General features: G+C 66.3%; 13 protein-coding genes. 8 read left to right on the forward strand and 5 right to left on the reverse strand.

The genetic code is table 11. The annotated features are described in order from the left end of the window. Positions 1-13 precede the first annotated feature (13 nt). The 4 genes from P7B02_RS16035 to P7B02_RS16050 all read right to left on the reverse strand — a co-directional run bounded on the left by P7B02_RS16035 (position 14) and on the right by P7B02_RS16050 (position 4,633). A complete protein-coding gene (locus tag P7B02_RS16035) occupies positions 14-1,828 on the reverse strand; it encodes a DUF885 domain-containing protein (RefSeq protein WP_277787355.1) in 1,815 nt (604 codons plus the stop codon). 73 nt (positions 1,829-1,901) lie between these two features. Continuing rightward, positions 1,902-3,032 carry an FMN-dependent L-lactate dehydrogenase LldD gene (gene lldD, locus P7B02_RS16040; RefSeq protein ID WP_277787356.1) on the reverse strand — a complete coding sequence of 377 codons (1,131 nt, stop codon included), beginning with the start codon at positions 3,030-3,032 and terminating at the stop codon, positions 1,902-1,904. Between the two features lie 8 nt (positions 3,033-3,040). Next, the gene (locus P7B02_RS16045; RefSeq protein WP_277787357.1) at positions 3,041-3,802 is read right to left on the reverse strand and encodes an SDR family NAD(P)-dependent oxidoreductase; all 762 of its coding nucleotides are present in this window, start codon (positions 3,800-3,802) and stop codon (positions 3,041-3,043) included. Positions 3,803-3,826: 24 nt separating this feature from the next. Then, complete coding sequence (locus tag P7B02_RS16050) at positions 3,827-4,633, reverse strand: IclR family transcriptional regulator (protein ID WP_277787358.1); 807 nt, start codon at positions 4,631-4,633, stop codon at positions 3,827-3,829. A gap of 140 nt (positions 4,634-4,773) precedes the next feature. Here P7B02_RS16050 and rhmD point away from each other — a divergent pair, with 140 nt between their 5' ends. From rhmD to P7B02_RS16090, 8 genes are all read left to right on the forward strand, one after another. After that, the gene (rhmD, locus tag P7B02_RS16055; RefSeq protein ID WP_277787359.1) at positions 4,774-5,967 is read left to right on the forward strand and encodes an L-rhamnonate dehydratase; all 1,194 of its coding nucleotides are present in this window, start codon (positions 4,774-4,776) and stop codon (positions 5,965-5,967) included. 18 nt (positions 5,968-5,985) lie between these two features. After that, entirely contained in the window at positions 5,986-6,849 is an 864-nt protein-coding gene (locus P7B02_RS16060; RefSeq protein ID WP_277787360.1) for a fumarylacetoacetate hydrolase family protein, read from the forward strand. After that, positions 6,846-7,595 (forward strand): SDR family NAD(P)-dependent oxidoreductase, encoded by a 750-nt coding sequence (locus P7B02_RS16065; RefSeq protein ID WP_277787361.1) that lies wholly within the window; start codon positions 6,846-6,848, stop codon positions 7,593-7,595. Before P7B02_RS16060 ends, P7B02_RS16065 begins: the two co-directional genes overlap by 4 nt. Before the next feature lie 10 nt (positions 7,596-7,605). Then, positions 7,606-8,508 carry an amidohydrolase family protein gene (locus tag P7B02_RS16070; protein WP_431355823.1) on the forward strand — a complete coding sequence of 301 codons (903 nt, stop codon included), beginning with the start codon at positions 7,606-7,608 and terminating at the stop codon, positions 8,506-8,508. 59 nt (positions 8,509-8,567) lie between these two features. Continuing rightward, positions 8,568-9,827 (forward strand): sugar MFS transporter, encoded by a 1,260-nt coding sequence (locus P7B02_RS16075; RefSeq protein WP_277787363.1) that lies wholly within the window; start codon positions 8,568-8,570, stop codon positions 9,825-9,827. Continuing rightward, positions 9,827-12,106, forward strand: coding sequence for a hypothetical protein (locus P7B02_RS16080; protein WP_277787364.1), 2,280 nt, complete (start codon positions 9,827-9,829; stop codon positions 12,104-12,106). Before P7B02_RS16075 ends, P7B02_RS16080 begins: the two co-directional genes overlap by 1 nt. Before the next feature lie 35 nt (positions 12,107-12,141). Further along, the gene (locus P7B02_RS16085) at positions 12,142-13,587 is read left to right on the forward strand and encodes an oligogalacturonate lyase family protein (RefSeq protein ID WP_277787365.1); all 1,446 of its coding nucleotides are present in this window, start codon (positions 12,142-12,144) and stop codon (positions 13,585-13,587) included. A 330-nt stretch (positions 13,588-13,917) separates the two neighbouring features. After that, positions 13,918-16,641 (forward strand): TonB-dependent receptor, encoded by a 2,724-nt coding sequence (locus tag P7B02_RS16090; RefSeq protein WP_277787366.1) that lies wholly within the window; start codon positions 13,918-13,920, stop codon positions 16,639-16,641. 101 nt (positions 16,642-16,742) lie between these two features. Here P7B02_RS16090 and P7B02_RS16095 read toward each other — a convergent pair whose 3' ends face one another. Continuing rightward, entirely contained in the window at positions 16,743-18,131 is a 1,389-nt protein-coding gene (locus P7B02_RS16095; RefSeq protein ID WP_277787367.1) for a glycoside hydrolase family 28 protein, read from the reverse strand. Positions 18,132-18,267 lie beyond the last annotated feature (136 nt).

Genomic DNA, 18,267 nt, shown 5'->3' on the forward strand with positions numbered 1-18,267 from the left:
ACGCCATAGTTCATCAGGCGGCCTTGCGCTCGGCCACCCAGCGGTCGACGCGCGTCTCCAGGACCGACAGCGGCAGGGCGCCGGCGCTGAGGACCGTGTCGTGGAAGCCTTTCAGGTCGAAACGGTCGCCCAGGGACTCACGAGCCTTTGCGCGCAGGGCCAGGATCTTGACCATCCCGACCTTGTAAGAAGTCGCCTGGCCGGGGTTCACGAAGTAGCGGCGGATTTCCGAGCGGATCTTGCCCACCGGCTGCGGCGAGTTGGCGGTATAGAACTCCAGCGCCTGCGCCTCGCTCCAGCCCTTGGCGTGGATGCCGGTGTCGACGACCAGGCGGATGGCGCGCCAGATCTCACGGCCCAGGCGGCCGAAGTCGCTGTAGGCGTCCTGATAGAAGCCGGCCTCCTTGGCCAGCAGTTCCACATACAGACCCCAGCCCTCCACATAGGCGCCGTAGCCCGTCTGGGTGCGGAACACGGGCACGCCGGTCATCTCCTGGGCCAGGGAGATCTGCATGTGATGGCCCGGCCAGCCTTCGTGATAGCTGGTCCCCTCGATCTCGTAGATCGGCGTGGCGCGGATGTCCGACAGGTGGACGTAGAAGACGCCCGGACGCGAACCGTCCGGCGCGCCCGAGCTGTAGTGCGCGGCGCCGCCCGGCTCTTCGCGGAAGGACTCCACGCGCTTGACGATGAGGTTCGAGCGCGGAATGCGATTGAAGTATTTGGGCAGCTCGGCCTTCATCGCGGCCAGATATTCCTCCGACATCTTCAGATACCGCGCCCGGCCCGCGTCGTCGTCGCTGACATAAAAGCGGTCGTCGGTGCGCATGAAGACGAAGAACTCCTCCAGCGTCCCCTTGAAGCCGATCTTGGCCTTCAGCGTCTCCATCTCGCCACGGATGCGTTTGACCTCGGCCAGGCCCAGGTCGTGGATCTGGTCGGCGGTCATGTCGGTGGTCGTCTGCTGGCGCAGCATCGCGTTGTAGTAGGCCACGCCGTCCGGCAGGGAGACCGCGCCCTTCGGCTCCGGCGAGGTGTGCGCCACATCCGCCTTCAGCCAGACGGCGAGACGGTCATAGGCCGGCTTCATCTTGACGGTCATGGCGTCGGCGACCGCCTTTTCGAAGGCGGCGGCCTGGGCGTCGTCGATCTTGCCGCTGGCCTTCAGCTTGCCGATCTTGGTCTTGGCGTCAGCGAACAGGGCGGTCTCGCCCTCGCCCGCGAACGGCGCGCCGGTCATCAGACGGCCGACCTCGTCCAGGGATTGCTCATAGGAGAAGCGCGGCGCGCGGACGCCCGCCGCCGCCGAACGCTTGGCGCGCTCAAGCTGGACGTCGAGCGCCGGCCCGATCGCCGCCACACGGGACACATAGGCCTGCATGTCGGCGGGCGTATCCACGCGGTGCGCATTGATCAGGAAGTTCGGCAGACCGGCGTGCGGTCCGCCGCGGCCGAAGACATAGCTGTGGCCGCGCCAGCGGTTGGCTTCCTCGGCCCGGGTCAGCTCCAGCTCCCACATTTCGAAGGAGGTGCGGGCGTCCTCGCCCAGCTTCTTCGGGTCGAAGCGCCGCTTCATCTCCGCGACGCTCTGCCTGCGCCAGGCCAGGCGCTTGGCAACCGCGGCGTCGCTGCGGTCCGACAGTTGGTCGTTCAGGGTCTTGCGGCCCAGACGCGTCAGACGCTCCGGGTCCTGCGACAGATCCTGCTCGAACGCTGCGTCGAGATAGGTCGTCAGTTGCTTGTCGAGATCGCTCTGCGCGCTCGCCAGAGCGGGCGCCAGGGCCGCCGCCGCCACACCAAATCCAAAGCCGCGCCGCGAAAGCCTCATGTCGATTCCCCAAGCCAAAACGGATGGGCGGGAAGCTAGTCAGCTTTCAAGCGGCGCGATAGCGATTGCGGAATCAAACGGCGGTATGCGACCCGATGTCGGCGATGGACTTGGCGCCGGTGAGCGTCATGGCCACCCACATCTCCTTCTCCATCAGGTCGAGCAGGTTGGCCACGCCCGCCTGCCCATCCGCGGCCAGGGCGTAGACGAACGGCCGGCCGATCATCACCGCATCGGCGCCCAGCGCGATAGCCCGCACCACGTCGAGACCGTTGCGGACGCCGGAGTCCAGCAGGATGCGGATGTCGCCCTTCACCGCCTCGGCGATGGGCGGAAGCGCCCGGGCTGAAGACAGCACGCCGTCCAGCTGTCGCCCGCCATGGTTGGAGACCACGATGCCGTCGGCGCCAAAGGCCACCGCATCGCGGGCGTCCTTCGGATCCAGCACGCCCTTGATGATCATCGGGCCGTCCCAGAAGTCGCGGATCCACTGCAGATCGCGCCAGGAGATGGACGGGTCGAAGTTCGCGCCCAGCCAGCCGATGTAGTCGGCCAAGCCCGTCGCCTTGCCCAGGTAGCGGGAGACATTGCCCAGGTCGTGAGGGCGTCCGTTCAGACCAACATCCCAGGCCCAAGCCGGATGCGTCGCGGCCTGCAACATGCGGCGCAGGGGGGCGTTCGGCCCGCTCATGCCCGAATGAGCGTCGCGATAACGCGCGCCGGGAACCGGCATGTCGACGGTGAAGACCAGAGTCTTCACGCCCGCTTCCTTCGCCCGCTCCAGGGCGTTCTTCATGAAGCCCCGGTCGCGCAGGACGTAGAGCTGGAACCACATGGGCCGGTCGATGACGGACGCCACCTCCTCGATCGCGCAGACCGAGACAGTGGACAGCGTAAAGGGCACGCCGCGCGAGGCCGCGGCCTTGGCCGCCTGCACTTCGCCGCGACGGGCGTACATGCCGGTCAGGCCCACCGGCGCCAGGATCACCGGCAGACGCAGGGTCTCGTCGAACAGCTTGGTCTCGACGCTGATGTCGCCGACGCCCTGCAGCACGCGTTGGCGCAGGGCGATGGCCCGGAAGTCCTCGACGTTCCGATTCAGCGTCTGCTCGGCGTAGGCGCCGCCGTCGATGTAATGGAACAGGAACGGCGGCAGCTTGCGCCGCGCCGCTTCGCGATAATCGTCAGGCGAAGAGATGATCACGGCGCGCCTTACTGGAAGTTGGCGAAGGCGCCGCCATCGACCAGCAGCGCCGCGCCGGACATGTAGCCCGCCATGTCCGAGGCCAGGAAGGCGACGACGCTGGCGATGTCTTCCGGACGGCCCAGACGGCCCAGCGGAATGCGGCCTTCCATGTATTCCCGCTTCTTCGGGTCGGCGAGATCGTCCTTGTTGATGTCCGTGGCGATCGTGCCCGGCAGGACCGAATTGCAGCGGATGCCGTGCTTGCCCAGCGCCACCGCGCAGGACTGCATCAGGCTGTGAACGCCGGCCTTGGTCGGGGTGTAGTGAGTCTGCATCTCACCGCCCACCAGGGCGGAGATGGAGCTGATCGCCACGATCGAACCGCCCTGCCCCTGCTTCACCATCTCGTTCGCGGCGGCCTGGGTCATGAAGTAGGCGCCGTGGAGATTGACCTCCATGGTCCGGCGCAGGGTCTCGACCGGCATGTCGAGGAAGGCATGGAACGGGCAGATGCCGGCGTTGGAGACAAAGACGTCCACACGGCCGAACGCCTCGACCGCCTTGTCCACGAAACCCGTAGCGCTTTCCGGCAGGGCGACGTCGGCATCGAACACCACCGCCTTGCGGCCCAGGGCTTCGACCTCGGCCACCACTTCGGCGGCGACCGCGTCGTCGCGGAAGGTGTTGATGGCGACATTGGCGCCCTGGCGCGCCGCCTCGATGGCTGTCGCCCGACCGATACCCCGCGAAGCGCCCGTGACCAGGACGACCTTGTTCTCAAGCAGCATGCGGGCTCCGGATTTCTTTGAACTCTAGGACTTGGGGTTCCAGCCCATTTCGGCGCTGATGGCGTGGGCCGTGTCAGTGACGACCTTGGTCAGCTCCGACATGCGGGCGTCGGACATGTATTGCGCGGCCGAGGAGAGGCTGATGGCGGCGACAATCTTGCCGTCCACCGACCGGATCGGCGCGGCGACGCAGCGGATCTGGTCTTCGTTCTCTTCAAGATCGAAGGCGTAGCCCTTCTGGGCGTAGCCGCGCATGCGCTCCAGCCACACGGCGCGTGAGGCGGAATCCAGCGGCTGCCCTTCGGGACCGTAGAACTCGATCCACTCGGGCTCGGTCTTGTCGAGGATCAGGGCCTTGCCCAGGCCCGTCGAGGCGATGGGGTGACGCTCGCCCAGTCGCGAGCCGATGTTGACGCGGCGACGCCCGGGAACCTTGTCCAGATATAGAGCGTGACGGCCGTCGAGCACGCCCAGATGCACCGTATCTTCGGTGGCGGCGGAGAGTTGCTCCAGCCACGGGCGGGCCAGGCGCGGCAGATGCATCTGCTGGCTGGCGGCATGGCCGAGCTCAAGCAGCTTCGGGCCGAGGCTGTAGCCTTCACGCGGGCGGAACGACAGCAGGCGGCGGTCCACCAGGGCCGAGGCCAGGCGGTGCGTCGTGCTGCGCGTCAGCTCCAGTTTCTCGGAAAGCTCGGCGAGGGGCAGAGGGCCGTCGATCAGCGCATCGACGACATCGAGCCCACGAAGAAGGGTCTGGCTGCCGGACGCTTTCGCGCCGGTTTCCTCATCCGCTTCGACCTGCGTGGACTTGATTGACGCCGTCCGTCCCATTTCGTAAGCCTCATTCTCAGAATATAGCAAAACGCGCAAGTCACCGCGTTATCGGATGGGGACTTTGGCGCGCCGCTCGGAGGAAAGCCAGTGCCATCCCGATATATGGGAGAAAATTGCCATATGAGGAGCATCGCGCAGTGAGCCGGCTTCCCAAGATCAAGCATGTCCGCGCCTTCGTCGTGAAGAACGACGGCAAGGGCGGCGGCGCCGACTATCACGACCAGGGCGACGGCCACTGGATCGACGATCACATCGCCACGCCGATGGCGAAGTATCCTGAGTACCGCCAGAGCCGCCGCAGCTTCGGCATCAACGTGCTGGGCACGCTGGTGGTGGAGATCGAGGCCGAGAACGGCGTCGTCGGCTTCGCGGTGACCACCGGCGGCGAGCCCGCCGCCTACATCGTCGAAAAGCACCTGGCCCGCTTCCTGGAAGGCCGTGATCCGTCCGAGGTCGAGAAGATCTGGGACCAGATGTACTTCTCCACCCAGTACTATGGCCGCAAGGGTCTGGTCGTGAACGCCATCTCCGGCGTCGACCTGGCGCTGTGGGATCTGCTGGGCCGCCTGCGCCAGGAGCCGGTGTTCGCCATGCTCGGCGGCGCGGTGCGCGACGAGCTGCAATTCTACGCCACCGGCGCCCGTCCCGACAAAGCCAAGGAGCTCGGCTTCATCGGCGGCAAGATGCCCCTGCACCACGGCCCGGCCGAGGGTGAGGAAGGCCTGAAGAAGAACCTGGCCGAACTCGAAGCCATGCGGAACGCATGCGGCGACGACTTCTGGCTGATGTTCGACTGCTGGATGGCGCTGGACCTGAACTACGCCACCAAGCTCGCCCACGCCGCCCACAAGTACGGGCTGAAGTGGATCGAGGAATGCCTCAGCCCCGACGACTACTGGGGCTATCAGGCGCTGAAGAAGAACGCCCCTGACGGCATGCTGGTCACCACGGGCGAGCACGAAGCCACCCGCTGGGGCTTCCGCATGCTGCTGGAGATGGAGTGCTGCGACATCATCCAGCCGGATGTGGGCTGGTGCGGCGGCGTCACCGAGCTGATCAAGATCTCCGCCATGGCCGACGCCAAGGGGGTGCTGATGATCCCGCACGGTTCGTCGGTCTACAGCTACCACTTCGTCGTCACGCGCCATAACAGCCCGTTCGCCGAGTTCCTGATGATGGCGCCCAAGGCCGACGAAGTCGTGCCGATGTTCCATCCGCAGCTGATCGGCGAGCCGGTCCCGGTGAACGGCCGCCTGAAGGTGCCGGACACCCCGGGCTTCGGCGTCGAACTCAACCGCGACATCGCCCTCCATCGCCCCTACGCGCGATAACCAAAGGCTCCTCCCCGAATGAAACTCCTGCGTTACGGCCCCAAGGGCCAGGAAAAGCCGGGCCTGCTGGATGCGGAAGGCCGCATCCGCGACCTGTCCGCTCATGTGGCCGACATCACCCCCGCCCAGCTGTACGGCGAGGAACTCGCCAAGCTGAAGGCGATCGATCCGACCACCCTGCCCGTCGTCGAGGGTGAGCCCCGCTACGGCGTGCCGGTGAACGGCAGCCGCAAGTTCATCGCCATCGGCCTGAACTTCGCGGACCACGCCGCTGAATCCAACCTGCCGATCCCGGAAGAGCCGGTGGTCTTCACCAAGGCCATCTCCTGCCTGACCGGCCCGAACGATCCCGTGGTCATCCCTCGCGGTTCGCTGAAGACCGACTGGGAAGTCGAACTGGGCATCGTCATCGGCAAGGCCGCCTCCTACGTCGAGCAGGCCGACGCCCTGGATCACGTGGCCGGCTACGTGCTGATCAATGACGTGTCCGAGCGCGCCTTCCAGACCGAGCGCGGCGGCACCTGGGACAAGGGCAAGGGTTGCGACACCTTCGGCCCCGTCGGTCCGTGGATCGTGACCACCGATGAAGTCGGCGACGTCCAGAAGCTGGACATGTGGCTCGACCTGAACGGCAAGCGCATGCAGACCGGCAACACCAAGACGATGATCTTCGGCATCGCCGAGATCGTCTCCTATGTCAGCCAGTTCATGACCCTGGAGCCGGGCGACCTGATCACCACGGGCACGCCTCCGGGCGTGGGCCTCGGCCAGAAGCCGGAGCCGTTCTACCTGAAGGCCGGCGACGTCATGACGCTGGGCATCGAAAAGCTCGGCCAGCAGCGCCAAGACGTCATCGCCTGGTCGAAGGAAGCTGTTTCGTGAGCGTGTACCAAGGACGTTTCTCCGGCCGCACGGCCGTCGTCACCGGCGGCGCATCGGGCCTGGGCAAGGCCTCGGCCGCGCGCATCATCGCCGAGGGCGGCCAGGTCTGCCTCTGGGACCTGAACGCCGACGCCCTGGCCAAGGCCGCTGAAGAGATCGGCGCCAAGCACGTCGTCGCTCTCGACGTCGCCGATCCGGCCGCCGTCGCCGCGGCCGCCAAGGAATCGAACGAAGTCCTGGGCCGCATCGACATCCTGGTCGCCTCGGCCGGCATCACCGGCGCCACCGTTCCGGTGCAGGACTTCCCGATCGACAGCTGGCAGCGCGTCATCGACATCAACCTGAACGGCGTCTTCTACTGCTGCCGCGAAGTCGTGCCCTTCATGCTGGCGAACGGCTACGGCCGCATCGTCAACGTGGCCTCGGTCGCGGGCAAGGAAGGCAACCCCAACGCCAGCGCCTATTCGGCGTCGAAGGCGGGGGTCATCGGCCTGACCAAGTCGCTGGGCAAGGAGCTCGCGGGCAAGGGCGTCATCGCCAACAGCCTGACGCCGGCCACCTTCGAGAGCCCGATCCTGGAGCAGCTTCCGCAGAGCCAGGTCGACTACATGCGCTCGAAGATCCCCATGGGCCGCCTGGGCGAAGTGAACGAAAGCGCCGCCATGGTCTGCTTCATGGCGTCCGAGGAATGCAGCTTCACCACCGCCTCGACCTTCGATACGTCGGGCGGACGGACGACCTACTAGGAACCCAATGGTGGACCGCGAACCGCGCATCGTCGATCCGCATGTCCACCTTTGGGACCTGTCGCGCGCCCGTTATGGGTGGTTGCAGGATGATCCCCTGCCGAACAATCCGGCGGGGGACATGTCCCCCATCGCGCATCGCGACTACCTGCTGAAGGACTACCTCGCGGACGTCGGCCCCTGGCGGGTCGAGAAGATCGTCCATGTGGAGGCCGGCATGCCGCGTGGCCTGCAACTGGGCGAGACCGACTGGCTGCAGGCCATCGCCGATCAGCAAGGCTATCCGATCGGCATCGTCGCCGGGGCGGACATGCTCGATCCGGATCTCGACGCCCTGCTGGAGGCGCACGCCCAGCGCGCCAATGTGCGCGGCGTGCGCCAGATCATCTGCTGGCACGCCGATCCGCTGAAGACCTACAACGACCGCGACCTGCTGGACGACCCGGTCTGGGAAGCGGGCTTCGCCCTGCTGGCCAAGCACAAGCTGTCCTTCGACCTGCAGCTCTATCCCTCGCAGATGGCCAAGGCGGCGGCTCTGGCGACGCGCTATCCCGACATTCCGCTGATCATCAATCACGCCGGCCTGCCGACGGATCGCGACGAAGCCGGCATGAAGCTCTGGCGCGACGGCCTGCGCCTGCTGGCCGCCCATCCGCAGGTCTCGATCAAGATCTCCGGCCTCGGCATCACCGACCGCGCCTGGACGCTGGAGTCCATCCGTCCGATCGTCCTGGAATGCATCGACATCTTCGGGACCGACCGGGCGATGTTCGCCAGCGACTTCCCGGTCGAGAAGGTTCACGGGACTTTCGACGCCTTCTTCGCCGCCTTCCACGCCATCACGGCCGGTTTCGGCCACACGGAACGTGACAACCTCTTCGCGGCGAACGCGGAGAGAATCTATCGCATCTGAATTCATCCGCCGACGCCGCATGAAGACGGCCAGGCCCTGAGGACACCAGGAGACAGCACATGGTCATCGAGACCGACGCCGCGCACACCAAGGGCGGCCTCGCCATGCCCGCGGGAAACCTCAAGGGTCCCCTCGCCTTCGCCATCGCCTGCTTCCTGATCTGGGGCTTGGCCTACGGCCTGCTGGACGTGCTGAACAAGCACTTCCAGGAAACCCTGAGCATCAGCCAGGCCGACAGCGCGTGGCTGCAGATCGCCTATTTCGGCGCCTATCTGCTGCTGTCCATTCCCGCCGGCATGCTGCTGCACGCCCGGGGCTACAAGTTCGGGATCGTCACCGGCCTGATCGTCACGGCCATCGGCGCCCTGCTGTTCATCCCCGCCGCCGGCATGGGCCAGTTCGCGCCCTTCGTGGGCTCCATGTTCGTGCTCGCCGCCGGCCTGTGCGTGCTGGAGACCTCGGCCGACACCTACGTCAACGTCCTGGGTGACCCGGCCAAGGCCTCGCAACGCCTGAACCTGGCGCAGTCGTTCAACGCCCTGGGCGTGTTCTTCGGACCGCTGATCGGCGGCGCGGTGTTCTTCAGCCCGACCACCACCGAAGCCCTGGGCGGCGCGACCCGTTCGATCCAGATCGTCTATGGCCTGATCGCCGCCGCCGTGGTCGCCTTCGCCATCGCCGTGTGGCGCGCCCGGCTGCCCGAGACCGGCCTGGCCGATCACGGCGAAGGCGCCGGCGACGGCCCTGCCCGCCCCCTGTCCCAGCAGCCGCACTTCATCGCCGGCGTCCTGACCCAGGCGCTGTACGTGGGCGCCCAGGTCGGCATCGGCGCCTACTTCATCAATCTGGCCACCTACAATTGGCAGGGCCTGACTTCTCAACAGGGCGCCTTCATGCTGTCCCTGGCCGCGGTCGGCTATCTGGTCGGCCGCTTCGCCGCCACGGCCTTGCTGCTGCGCGTCAAGCCGCGCGCCCTGCTGACCGCCTACGGGATCATCAACGTCATCCTGACGCTGATCGTGGCCGCGGGGATCGACAAGGTCTCGCCGATCGCCCTGATCGCCGTGTTCTTCTTCATGTCGACCATGTTCGCGACCATCTTCGCCCTGGGCACCACCGGCCTGGGCGCATCGACCAAGAAGGCCTCGTCCCTGATGGTCATGGCCATCGGCGGCGGCGTGCTGCTGCCCTGGCCCATGGGCAAGGTCGCCGACCTGTACGGCGCCAATGTCGCCTTCCTGATGCCGGCCGCCTGCTTCGCGGTCGTCGCCTGGTACGGTTGGAAGGGCGCGGGCCTGGGCCGCAAGGAGACCGTCTGATGCAGCTGAGGACCGCCCTGGCCGCCTTCACCCTGCTCGTCACCCCGGCCGCCGCCATGGCCCAGACGACTTCCGCCAGCGCGACCGTCGCTCCTGCGGCGAAGATCGACCGCAAGGCTCTGGTCTCTCGCCACAACCCGACGCTGACGGCCGTGGACCGCCATGCGCCGGTCATGCTGGGCAATGGCGACATCGGCTTCACCGCCGACATCACCGGCCTCCAGACCTTTCCCGAGCAGTACTCCGAGCTGGCGCCGCTGCTGACCATGGCCCAGTGGGCCTGGCACAGCTTTCCGAACCCCAAGGGCTATACCGAGCAGAACGGCCTGGTGAACGTGCCGGTCGCCGGGCGGGGCGAGCAGCCGTACGCCTGGATGAAATCCTGGAACGACGCCGAGACCAACCCGGCCTTCACTTGGCTGCGGGCCAACCCGCATCGGTTCTCGCTGGGCCGCGTCGGCCTGATCTTCGCTGACGGCCTGGCGCTCGACTTCGCCAAGGTGTCGAAGCCGCATCAGACGCTGGACCTGTGGACCGGAACGCTGAGCAGCCGCTTCACCTATGACGGCCAGCCCGTGACCGTGACCACGCGCGTCCATCCTGAACTCGACATGGTGATGGTCGAGGTCGCTTCCCCCCTCGTCGCCAAGCGCGGCCTGGGCGTGCAGGTGCGCTATCCGACCGTGAACCCGGCGATCAATCCGGATCCGACCAGCTTCGACAAGCAGGGCGCGCAGAGCCTGACGGTCCTGTCGGCCAAGGACGGCGAGACGCGCATCCGCCGCACAATCGACGAGACGACCTATTTTTCGACCATCACCGCCAACGGTCACGTGAAACCGGCTGGCGACAGCTTCCAGGTCGCGGCGGCGAAGGGTCAGAGCCTTCAGCTCACGGTCCGCTTCGACGAGGCCGACAACGCCGCCGCCTCGCCGGCCTACGCCGACGGCGTGAAGGCGGCGACGACCCGCTGGAACGATTTCTGGAGCAAGGGCGGCGCGGTCGACTTCTCCGGCAGCACCGATCCCCGCGCCAAGGAGCTGGAGCGCCGCGTGGTGCTGTCCCAGTACCTGTCGGCGGTGAACGGCGCCGGCGAACTGCCGCCTCAGGAAGAAGGCCTCTTCTCCAACAGTTGGTACGGCAAGTTCCATCTGGAGATGCACCCCTGGCATTCCGGCTGGCAGGCCATGTGGGGTCACGCCGACCTGCTGGAGCGCAGCCTGCCTTGGTACGTCTCCAACCTGCCGAACGCTCGCGCCGAAGCGGCGCGTCACGGCGTGAAGGGCGCCTGGTGGCCGAAGATGGCCGGGCCCGAGGGCCGCAACAGCCCCAGCCTCGTCTCGCCCTTCATCATGTGGCAGCAGCCGCACCCCATCCTGATGGCCGAGCTGGTCTGGCGCGCGGAGAAGAACCCCGAGGTTCTGAATCGCTATGGCGAGGTGGTGGAGTCCACCGCTGATCTGCTGGCCTCCTGGCCTCTGGAGCACAACGGCCGCCTGAACCTCGGCCCGCCGCTGATCCCGGCGCAGGAGAACTACGACCCGCTGACCACGGTGAACCCGACCTTCGAGGTCGAGTACTTCCGCTGGGCCCTGCAGACCGCCCAGGCCTGGCGTGAACGTCAGGGTCAGGCGCGCCGCGCGGATTGGGACGCGGCTCTCGCCAAGATCGCGCCGCCCGCCACCAGGGACGGCCTCTACCTGCCGGTGGAGAACGTGCCGGACTTCTGGACCACGGCCATGTCCGAGGCCTGCCGCAACCACGCCTCGGCGGCGCAGTGCAAGAACCGCGACCACCCGTCGTTCCTGATGGCCTATGGGTTCATCCCCGGCGAGCGGATCGACAAGGACGCGATGAAGCGCACCTTCGCGGCGGTCGAGGCCAACTGGGACGTGCGCCAGACCTGGGGCTGGGACTTCCCGATGATGGCCATGACGGCGGCCCGCCTGGGCCAACCGGAAAAGGCCGTCGACTGGCTGTTCGCCGATCTGAAGAACAACCAGTGGGGCGTCACCGGCATGACCCCGCGCGTCCACCTGGACGAGCACGCCGACGATCTGGTGCCGGCCTCCGCCGGCGCCGGCGGTGTGAAGATGACGGTCAATCCGGACGGCGCCGGCTATCGCCGCGCGGCCGAGACCTACTTCCCGTCCAACGGCTCCCTGCTGATGGCGGTGGGCCTGATGGCGGGCGGTTGGGACGGCTCGACCGGCCACGCTCCCGGCTTCCCGAAGTCGGGCTGGACCGTGCGCGTCGAAGGCCTGACGCCCGCGCCCTGATCCGCGCGACCTGAGTACGATTGAGAGGACCGCCGATGACGACTTCCCGCCGCGACGCGCTCAAGGCCCTTTGGGCCCTTCCGGCCGCTGGAGCCGCCCTTGCCTCGGCCCCAGCCCAGGCGCAGACCACCTCAGCGCCCGCCGCCGCACCTGGCGAAGCGCCGCGCTGGCCCGCGCCCAACACCGCGCCACCTTCCACTCAGGAGACGCCCCTCCCGGCCCAGCCGGTCTGGTCGGGTCCCGTGCCGACCGAATGGGTTGATCAGAAGACGGGCCATCGCATCCGCCGGGTGTCGCCCGACGGCGGCGGCGGCAAGCCGTACTTCTACAAGAACATGTTCCTGCCGGGCGGCGACTTGATGGTCATCTCCTCGCCGGAAGGCATCTCGACGGTCGACCTGCGCACCTGGGCGGTGAAGCCCCTAGTGAACGACGCCAAGGCCGATCTGATGTTCACCGGCCGCAAGACCCGCAGCGTCTATTATTCCGTCATCGAGCCGGGCGACGGCCAGCCGATGGACCGTCCGCGCACGATCTACGCGATCGACGTCGACACTCGGAAGACGCGGACCATCTGCAAGCTGCCCAACGGCCAGATCAACTCGGTCAACGCCGACGAGACCCTGCTGCTGGGTTTCGTGGCCTATGGCTCCCAGCCGCTGCAGCCCACCGTCACGGACAACCGCAACCGCCGCTTCGACCAGGCCGAGTACGCGGCCAACGGCCCTGACGGCAAGCCGTTGAACTTCGCTCGGGCCAAGGGCGTGCGGATGCTGCAGCGCTGGGCCGCGCGCTATCCGATGGAGATCTTCGTCGTCGACGTGAAGACCGGCCAGCGCCGCGTGATCCACAAGACCAACGAGTGGATCGGGCACACCCAGTTCTCACCCACCGATCCGCAGCAGATCATCTTCTGCCACGAAGGTCCGTGGCACCGGGTCGACCGCATGTGGGCCATTCGCGCCGACGGTTCGGGTCTGCGCAAGACCCACGAGCGGACCATGAACTTCGAGATCTTCGGCCACGAGTGGTTCAGCCCGGACGGCAAGCAGGTGCTCTACGATCTGCAGACACCGCGCGGCCAGGTGTTCTGGGTGGCCTCCGTCGATCTGGAGACCGGCAAGCGCGTCTGGCGGCGGGTCGAACAGAACGACTGGTCGGTGCACTACAACGTATCGCCGGACGGCACCCTGTTCGCGGGTGACGGCGGCGACGCCGACATGGTCGCCCATGCGCAGAACGCCAAATGGCTGAAGCTGCTGCGGCCGGAAGCCGTGGTGGACGCCGATCCGAGCAGCGATAAGGCCGAACTGATCGACGTGCAGTACATGCGGTCGGAGCCGCTGGTGGACATGGCGAACCACGACTACCGGCTGGAGCCGAACCTGACCTTCACACCAGATGCCAAGTGGGTTGTGTTCGTGTCCAACATGCACGGCAAGAACCACGTGTATGCCGTCGAAGTGGCGAAAGCGGCCTGATAACCGGCTTTGACTCGGCCCGGATAGCTCCGGGTCGAGCGCTAAGAATACCTATGTTTCGTAATTCGAGAGCGTGTTTCGCAAAGCGGGCCGCATGGGAAACTGCGGCCAGTTTTCGACAAACTATTGAGTAAAAACAGAAAACTTCAAACCCGCGGGTTTGAAGGAAATGCTTGCCACACACGGTTTGGTAACGCCGATCGTGGCGTATTGCAAAAATCGAGAAGCTGTTGCAAGAAGTGGAACGCAATCGCGTTCGAACATACGCGACAATGTATCAAAAAATGACACCGGTGCCATATGCGGCTCCGGAGGGGAGAGAGAGAAATCATGCGACGCTCCACGCAAACTCGGATTCTGTGCGCCGCCTCGGTGTCGGTTCTCGCGCTTATGGCTGCGCCTGCGTTCGCGCAGACGGACGCCGCGGCTCCTGTCTCGACGGCCCAGACCGGCGATGACGGCGTGACCGAAGTCGAAGACATTGTCGTCACCGGCTTCCGCTCGAGCCTGCAGCAGGCTCTGAACATCAAGCGCGAAGAGGCTGGCGCGGTCGACACCATCCTGGCTGAAGACATCGCCGACTTCCCGGACCTGAACCTCGCCGAGTCGATCCAGCGCCTGCCGGGCGTCACCATCGACCGCGAAGGCGGCCAGGGCCGTACGATCTCGGTCCGTGGTCTGGGCGCCGACTTCACCCGCACCCGCATCAACGGCCTGGAAGCCCAGGCCGCCTACGGCAGCAACCGCAGCCGCGGCTTCGACTTCTCGATGTTCGCCTCGGAGCTGTTCAACAGCATCACCGTCCGCAAGACGCAGTCGGCCGAGATCGAGGAAGGCTCGCTGGGCGCGACCGTCGATCTGCAGACCGCCCGTCCGCTGGACTACAACCGCAGCGGCCTGACCTCGGCCCTGTCGGTGCAGGGCTCGTACAACGACCTGTCCGAAAAGACCGTGCCTCGCCTGGCCGGCCTGCTGAGCTGGGCCAACGAAGACCGCACCTTCGGCGCCCTGATCTCGGTGGCCTATTCGGAGCGTTCGCCGATCAGCGAGAGCTTCAACACCACGCGCTGGCAATCCGGCGATCCGACCGCCGCCTACGGCGCCGGCAACAACTTCGCCAACTGCATCCCCTGCACCACCGCTGCGCAACGCAACGATGTGCTCCGCGCCTACTATCCGCGGATCCCGCGCTACACCTTCGGCACCTTCGATGAAGACCGCCTGGGTGTGACCAGCTCGATCCAGTGGCGCCCGACCGAGCGCACCGAAGTCGCCGTCGACTTCCTGTGGTCGCGCTTCAACCAGGAAGCCGAGAGCCCGAACATCGAAGCCATCAGCTTCAGCCGCGCCGCCGGCGGCGTCCGCGAGACCATCGTCCGCGACTACGCTATCGACGCCTCCAACAACACCCTCTCCTACGGCGTGTTCGACATGGTCGACATCCGCTCGGAGAACGGCTTCACCCGTGACGAGAGCAACTTCTACCAGGGCTCCCTGAACGTGAAGCACGAGTTCAGCGACCGCCTGCGCGGCCGCCTGAAGCTCGGCGCCAACAAGTCCGAAGCCCGCACCCCGTTCAACGTCGCCTACATGTTCGACGCGAACAACCAGAACGGCTTCACCTACGACTTCCGCGGCGACGACCGTCTGCCGATGATCAACTACGGCTTCGACGTCTCGAAGGGTGACCGCTTCACCCTGACCGAATGGCGCCGCAGCACCGGCGGCGCGAACTTCGAAAACCAGGTCGCCGCCGGCGCCCTGGAATACGACCTGACGCCGGAGATCACCTTCAAGGCCGGTGGTGAGTACCGCACCTACGGCTTCGACACCTTCGGCATGCAGCAGGCGGTCTCGGCCCTCTCCGGCGCTGACCGCATCGTCGGCGTGGGCAATGTGGGCAAGGTCGTCAGCATCGACGGCGGCCTGGATATCCCGAACGGCTCGAACCTGAGCTTCATCGTTCCGGACATCCAGAAGCTGAACGGCGTCGTGGGCCAGTTCAATGCTCCGCTGGTGCCGACCTATAACGGCATCCGTGAAGTCGAGGAAACCGACAAGGGCCTGTTCGCCCAGGCGGACTTCAACACCACGTTCGCGGACATGACCGTCCGCGGCAACGTCGGCGTCCGCTACGCCCGCACCGACATCGACTCCTCGGGCTTCCTGGACACCAACTACGTCACCGTCAAAAACAAGTACGACGACATCCTGCCGTCCTTCAACGTGGCCATCGAGCCGCGTGACGACCTGGTCGTCCGCCTCGGCGCCGCCAAGGTGATGTCGCGTCCGGCCCTGGGCGACCTGACGCCGGGCGGCTCGCTGTCGACTCCGACGCGCCGCGTGTCCTACGGCAACCCGATGCTGGATCCGTTCCGCGCGACCAACTTCGACCTGTCGGTGGAATGGTACTTCCAGAGCGAAGGCCTGCTGGCCGCCGCCGTGTTCTACAAGGACATCGACAGCTTCATCACCACCGTCACCGAAATGGTGCCGTGGCGCAGCCTGGGCCTGCCGGACGACCTGCTCGTCGGCACGCCGGCGTCGCCGGATGAAGACTTCGAAGTCACCCGCAAGGTCAACGGCGCCGGCGGCTCGCTGCACGGCATCGAGCTGCAGTACCAGCAGCCCTTCACCTTCCTGCCGGGCATCGGCAAGGACTTCGGCTTCATCGGCAACTTCACCTACGTCGACTCCGAGGTCGACTACGGCGCCTATGGCAAGAACCGCCTGACGGGCCAGTCGAAGTATGCCTTCAACACCACGCTGTACTACGAGAAGGGCCCGATGCAGGCCCGCGTCTCAGGCGCCTACCGCAGCCAGTATCTGCTGGCCTATCCGGGCGGCAACAACAACAGCGAGGAAGGCGTGCGCAGCACGTTCAACCTGGACGCCTCGGCTTCCTACGAGATCACCGACAACCTGACGGTCTCGGTCGAAGCCCTGAACCTGACCGACGCCTACAACGACCGTTACGTCGACGAGACGAACCGGGTGTCGAACTACCGCCACTTTGGCCGCGAGGTCATGCTGGGAATGCGCTGGAAGTACTGATCCTTCCCCCTGAACTTCAGCGTTTCTACTCGGCCCGGAGCAGCCTCTGCTCCGGGCCTTTTTCTTTGTCGGCTGGGGAAGCTTGAGACGGGTGTCCGGGACTAGCCCAGGCGGCCACGCAGGCCGACGACGCCCTTGGAGTCGGTGACCTTGGGCGCCTTGCCGTCCAGGCTGTCGATGCGGCAGTCGGTGAAGCGCCAGTTCTCGGCGTTGGCGATGGAGCCGGACTCTCGCACGTCCCAGTCCAGCCGCTCGAAGGTGAAGTCCTTCAGCGGAGCCTCGGGATAGGCGGCGGCCTCGAAGCCGATCTTGGCGCCCACCGCCTTGACGTTGGACAGGTGGACATTGCGGATGCGCGGCAGGCCCTGCTCCCGAGGGACCGGCGTCGCCAGGGCGCGCCAGTGATCAGGCACATTGTCGATGCCCTTGGGGATCTCCGCATAGCTGTAGTTCGGATACCAGTTCAGGTTCACCCGCAGGACCGTGGCGACATCCTGCATGAAGATGTCGTGCAGACGGATGTTGGAGATCACCCCGCCGCGCGTGTGGCCGGACTTGAAGAAGATGCCCAGCGGCGTCGGATATTCGATCCGCAGGCCGGACACCTCGATGTCCTCGAACCCGCCGGAGGTCTCGCTGCCGAAGGTCATGCCGGCCAGGGCGTCGCGGACCACGCAGTCCTTGATCTTCACCTGACGGCAGGGCCGCGCCACGCGCAGGCCGTCCCAATCGCGGCCGGCCTTGATGCACAGGGCGTCGTCATTGACCGACAGGTCGCAACGCTCGACCAGCACTCGCTCGGAGGAGTCGATGTCGATGCCGTCCGTGGACGGCCCCCGGCCCCCGATGTTGTTGCGGATGATCAGGTCCGAGACCTTTACGTCGCGCGAGTAGCAGACGTGGACCGTCCAGAACCCGGCTCGGGTCAGGTTGAGGCCGGAGACCTCCACATTGTCGGAGTCATAGACGTGGATCAGGCGCGGCCGGCGGCAGTCATAGTCCGCCGCCCAGCGCAGGCCGCGCGGGTCATAGTCGCGGCGCATGGCGTAATAGCTGTCCCAGAACGCCTTGCCGTCGCCGTCCACCACGCCCTCGCCGGTGATTTTGGCGCCGCGCTGGCGATAGACGTTCAGCAGGGCCGCCGGCCAATCCATTTCGACCCCGGCCACACGGGTGCGGATCGTCGGATAGGCCGAAAGATCGGTCAGGCCGCGCACGGTGGCCCCGCGGTCGATCAGCAAGGTGACGGCCGACTTCACGAACAGCGAGCCGGTCAGATACACGCCGGGCTTCAGCACGACGGTCCCGCCGCCCTGAGCGGCGGCGGCGTCGATGGCCGCCTGGATCGCACGCGTATCGATGGTCCGACCGTCACCCGTTGCGCCGAAATCGGAGGCGAGGAAGGTGCGGCCGCCAGTCTGGGCCAGGGCTGGCGCGGCGGAAGCCAAGGCTCCGCTCAGGCCCAGTTGCAGAAGGGATCGACGATGCATAGACAGCCTCTCGGTGATCGGGGAACGGCGGCGGACGAGCGCCCAAAGCCAGCTTCCACGGCGACCGGATCGTCGCCCCAAGCGTTTCCCACATTCTGTTCTTTCGTCTCACGATAGCGGACGATATGGTCAAGGC

It is taken from the genome of Caulobacter segnis (assembly GCF_029543125.1).
Lineage (GTDB): Bacteria > Pseudomonadota > Alphaproteobacteria > Caulobacterales > Caulobacteraceae > Caulobacter > Caulobacter segnis_D.

Bases quoted from the DNA above. Each gene is read 5' to 3' on its own strand.
- P7B02_RS16035 (WP_277787355.1), bottom strand. From the start codon at position 1,828: ATGAGGCTTTCGCGGCGCGGCTTTGGATTTGGTGTGGCGGCGGCGGCC.
- P7B02_RS16085 (WP_277787365.1), top strand. From the start codon at position 12,142: ATGACGACTTCCCGCCGCGACGCGCTCAAGGCCCTTTGGGCCCTTCCG.
- P7B02_RS16080 (WP_277787364.1), top strand. From the start codon at position 9,827: ATGCAGCTGAGGACCGCCCTGGCCGCCTTCACCCTGCTCGTCACCCCG.
- P7B02_RS16090 (WP_277787366.1), top strand. From the start codon at position 13,918: ATGCGACGCTCCACGCAAACTCGGATTCTGTGCGCCGCCTCGGTGTCG.
- P7B02_RS16050 (WP_277787358.1), bottom strand. From the start codon at position 4,633: ATGGGACGGACGGCGTCAATCAAGTCCACGCAGGTCGAAGCGGATGAG.
- P7B02_RS16075 (WP_277787363.1), top strand. From the start codon at position 8,568: ATGGTCATCGAGACCGACGCCGCGCACACCAAGGGCGGCCTCGCCATG.
- P7B02_RS16095 (WP_277787367.1), bottom strand. From the start codon at position 18,131: ATGCATCGTCGATCCCTTCTGCAACTGGGCCTGAGCGGAGCCTTGGCT.
- P7B02_RS16045 (WP_277787357.1), bottom strand. From the start codon at position 3,802: ATGCTGCTTGAGAACAAGGTCGTCCTGGTCACGGGCGCTTCGCGGGGT.
- P7B02_RS16060 (WP_277787360.1), top strand. From the start codon at position 5,986: ATGAAACTCCTGCGTTACGGCCCCAAGGGCCAGGAAAAGCCGGGCCTG.